The sequence below is a fragment of the Mycobacterium sp. genome (assembly GCF_035653355.1).
In the GTDB taxonomy this organism is placed as follows: Bacteria; Actinomycetota; Actinomycetes; order Mycobacteriales; family Mycobacteriaceae; genus Mycobacterium.
This window is the reverse complement of record NZ_DASRBZ010000653.1, coordinates 1-4306: the sequence shown is the minus strand read 5'-3', so window position 1 is coordinate 4306 and position 4306 is coordinate 1. Positions and strand designations below refer to the sequence as shown.

Sequence of the window (4306 nt, the reverse complement as noted above, 5' to 3'; positions counted from 1 at the left end):
GTCAGCGCCCCCACTTCCTCAACGCCAACCAGACAGTCACGATCGGCGGCACGAACTACACGGTCAGCTCGACGGGCCTCACCGCGACCGCCTTTCAAGTCACCAGTGGCACACCGACCGGGTCGGCCGTCACGTACCACGTCAGCGCGGCGTGGACGCAGATCGGCGTCAACGACTCGCAGATGGCCAACATCTACGTCTACGCCACCACGCACGTTCCTGGCCGACGCGGCATCCTGTTCGGGAACAACGGTGCTGGTGGTGCCGCCTCCGGTACCGACATCGCGAACATCCACGTCTACAACAACTTCGACGTGGCAGGCGACATCGTTTCTGGCGGCGTGACGATCTCGAACGGCCAATTTGAAGGCCCGTACAAGTGCTGCCTCATCATGCGCGGCGGCAATGGTCGCAACACGTACCGTGGTCGTCTGTACGGTGGGCAGGGCGGCAACACGCTGCTCAGCATGCGTGACTCCAACCACAACATCGTGCAGGCGCTCATGCACCAGGGCGGCTCCGGCAATGCGGCACCGTCCGGCTTCAACAACGTCTACTGGGAGTCGTACGGCTCGGGCGACAACACCATCGACCTGATGATGGAGCACGATTTCAACACGTCGTGCAAGGCGGCCCAGGGCCAGGCTCCAGGCACCTCGTATGTGCGCGCGCACATGAACTCCTACAGCGGTGGCACCGTGACCGCAGATTGGGGCACGCTCGCAAGCCCGCTCTGGCATTACTACGCGGCTCCGACCGGCACCACCCTCGTCACCAACTAACCGCGCGCCGGGAGGCCAGCCATGAGCACCTACGGCAGTGGCAACTACGGTGCTGGCCCGTACGGCACGGACGCTACGGTCTACGTCACCCCGCCCGCGGTCTGCATCCGACTCCGCACAGGTGCACCAGCTGCCAATAGCGGCGCCGTTGCAAGCACAGGCCAGTATTTCGGTGCCGTCGCCTTCGGCCAGTACGCTGCTCGCGGCCCGTCGCTCACCGTCAGCGTCACGGCCACAGCCGTCTGCATCCGACAGCGCACCGGTACCCCTGCAGCCGCCCTGCTCGCCGCAGCCACCGCGCCGCGGCTCCTGATTCGAGAGCGGATCGGCGCACCACAGGCGGCTGCTGCGGTCGCGGTCACATCGACCAGGCTTCTCACCCGACAGCGCACAGGCACGTCGAGCGCGGCCGTGAACAGCGCGACGCCTGTGCCGGCATCGGCAGCGGCTCCGACAATCAGGATCGCGCTCCGAACGGGCACCCCCTCGACCACCATCGGCGGGGGCGGCGGCGTCATCGGCAACCCTGGAACGCCAACCTCGCCGGGCATCGTCTGTGAGATCTCCTTCCTCGACCCGAGCTCGACACCCGTCTGGACCGACGTCAGCAACTACCTGAAGTCGTTCACGATCAGCCGCGGCCGGTCCTTCGAGCTCGATCGGATCGAGGCGGGCACGGCCACGATTGTGCTCGACAACCGCGACCATCGGTTCGATCCCAGCAACACGGCCAGCCCGTACTACCCGAACGTGCTGGTCATGCGGCGCATCCGCATCCGGGCCAACTTCAACAGCAGGTCGTACACCCTGTTCACGGGCTACGTCGAACGCTGGCCGCAGAACTGGCAGGTCTATGACGACGCCTGGACCGAGGTGCAAGCCTCAGACGGGTTCAAGGTCTTCTCGCTGTTCAAGATGGAAGGCGTTAGTTTCGCGCAGGAGCTGACCGGCACCCGCATCCAGCATGTGCTGGATCAGGTCGGCTGGCCTGCATCGGATCGCCGGCTTGATCCCGGCCAGTCCACCGTCGCGGCGCAGACCGTCACCGACTACGCGCTGTCGCACATGCAGGCGTGTGGCATCGACAGCGAGATGGGCACGCTGTTCATGGGCGTCGACGGCTCAGTCGTGTTTCTCGACCGGTCGGAAGCATCGAAGGCGCCGTACATCACGGTGCAGGGCAGTTTCGGCGATCAGCCGGGCATGATGCTGTACGCCAACATCACCCCGGTGTTTGCCGACGACACGATCTGGAATCAGATTCGGATCACCCGACAGGGCGGCGTCACACAGCAATGGACAGACGCCACGAGCCAGACGCACTACTACGCGCGCGTCCTCGAAAAATCGGTGCTCGTCAGCGACGACGGCCAGTCGCTGTCTCTCGCGCAGGGCCTCGTCGCCGCGTACAAGGATCAGAAGCTGCGCTTCCAGAGCATGGTGGTCGATCCCACGGCGGACCCGACCAACCTGTACCCGCAGGTGCTCGGCCGCGAGATCGGCGACCGCATCCGAGTGACCAAGACGTGGCCGAACTCGGCCCAGATCCAGCAGGAAGCGTGGATCCAGCAAATCCAGCACTCATGGACGGCTGAAGCGCCGTTCTCCTGGCAGACCACGTGGGGTCTGAGTCCAGCTACGGGCACGTCGTGGATTCTCGGTGACGCGACCTACGGGCTCCTAGGTCAAACAACAGTTTTGGGGTGGTGACTCATGCAACCCGTTGAGCCGTTTCCACAGTTCAGCGCTGCCATCGCCACGCCAGAGCACATTCACGGCGCGCGGTCGCTAGACGCATACCGCGACCTGGCCGTCCAGGTGGGCCGGCAGACGCAGCGGTTCTACGCGCTCACCGTCAGCGGCCAGACATTGCCTGCGTTCGTGAACGGTGGCCGCTGGCTGGTCCGCTGTGTGTGCGCCAACTGCCCGAGCGCGCACCCTCGCTGGAACCGCGCCATCTGCCTCGAATGTGGCCGCGAATGGACTGCCGCCTTTCCCGAGACGTGGCCCCAGATCGAGGCATGCCTGCGCGCACGGCCGGTGGTCAACCGCAACTGGCAGTGGCACGAGACGCTGACCGAGCTCGAGCAAGAAAACGCTGAACACGACCTGCCGCTGCGCGCGGCCAACTGAAAGGGGGTGATCCACTACGTCATGGACAGCCACCCTTAGTTGGGTCACGGGTCAATTGGTGACCGCAGCTCAGATGAACACGTATCTGAGCGCGGAGATGGACTACCTCAAGGGGAACGCCGGTCCGGTCAGTATCAGCGATGCACTGAGCACCGCCGGCAGCATCACGTCAGGTTCGTACATCGTCAGCACCAACAACACGGTCAGCGGTGCCGTCGTGTTTGCCGGGCCCACCAACCTGTCAGCAACGACCGGCGACCTGAGCGCCAATCGCGGTGGCACCGGCTACGTGTTCCTCGGCGCCACCAACCGATGGATCAACTACGACGGCACGAATTACAACCTGCCCGGCACCAATCTGCTCGTCAATGGACAGCCGTCGGTCCGTGGCGCCACGGGCGCGCAGACGCTGATCGACGCCGGTAACGTCAACAGCGGATCAATTGCCAACGGCACCACGGTCAACGCCGGGGTGACGTTCGACAAAGCATTCACGAGCACGCCCACGGTCGTGATCTCGCTGCAGACGATCTCCGGTGCGCTCAACCAGACGCATCTTGTCTCGGTCACGGCGTCCTCGATCACCACCAGCGGATTCACGGCCGGCTTCAACAACCAGAGTGGCGGGACGCAGACCATCTTCGCCTCGTGGATCGCACTCGGACAGGGGTAACGCATGTCGCGCACGCTCACCATCAACTACGCGCATTCGATCAGCCAGCAGCACGTGGTTGATCCGAACACGCTGACCGACACGATCACCGTCTGGTATCAGGTCGGCTACAAGGACCCGGTGTCCGGCGCCGTAACGCTGCTGGGGAACAACCCCGGCATTGCGAACGGCACCTTCATCGTCTACACGAGCCCGGCGTCCGAGGCTCGCGCAACGACGTACACCAACATCCAGAACTCCATCGCCGCCCAGGAAGGGCTGAACCTGTCCGGCGGCGATAGCGTCGTCATCAACTAGCCCGCCACTCCAACTCCCCCGCACCACCAGCTCCGCCAGAGTGCGGGGCTTTTTTGTCCCCTCGAAAGGAACCCGCACTCATGGCAGTCACCAGCAAGCTGTTCCGCCTCAACCCGTCGTCGTTGCTCGCCGCGAAAGAGAACTGGAGCAGCGACGCCATCAAGATGGCGCTGGTCACGGCGCAGTCGTTCAACTTCGACTCCGATCAATATTTCGATGTCGCGACGGCCCATTACACCGAGGTCGCTGCGGGGAACGGCTACACCACCGGTGGCGTCGCGCTCACCTCGCTGAGCGTCACTTACACGGCCGCCAACTCCTGGTCGGCCACGGCAGCCACCTCGACCGCGTATTCCATCGGCCAGGTCGTGAAGCCCTCTGGCGGCAACGGCTACCTGTACCAGTGCGTCGCGGCGGGCAC

4 protein-coding genes and 2 pseudogenes are annotated in these 4306 nt (G+C 64.4%); all 6 read left to right on the top strand.

The window, feature by feature from the left end; all coding sequences use genetic code 11:
* Positions 1-782, top strand: a pseudogene (locus VFA16_RS22415) (hypothetical protein); the annotation flags it as partial.
* Between the two features lie 21 nt (positions 783-803).
* A complete protein-coding gene (locus tag VFA16_RS22410) occupies positions 804-2492 on the top strand; it encodes a hypothetical protein (protein WP_324969946.1) in 1689 nt (562 codons plus the stop codon).
* Between the two features lie 3 nt (positions 2493-2495).
* Positions 2496-2915, top strand: a complete 420-nt coding sequence (locus VFA16_RS22405; RefSeq protein WP_324969945.1) for a hypothetical protein — start codon at positions 2496-2498, stop codon at positions 2913-2915.
* 58 nt (positions 2916-2973) lie between these two features.
* Positions 2974-3588 (top strand): H-type lectin domain-containing protein, encoded by a 615-nt coding sequence (locus VFA16_RS22400; protein WP_324969944.1) that lies wholly within the window; start codon positions 2974-2976, stop codon positions 3586-3588.
* A 3-nt stretch (positions 3589-3591) separates the two neighbouring features.
* Positions 3592-3885, top strand: a complete 294-nt coding sequence (locus VFA16_RS22395; RefSeq protein WP_324969943.1) for a hypothetical protein — start codon at positions 3592-3594, stop codon at positions 3883-3885.
* Between the two features lie 80 nt (positions 3886-3965).
* A pseudogene (locus VFA16_RS22390) lies at positions 3966-4306 on the top strand (hypothetical protein); the annotation flags it as partial.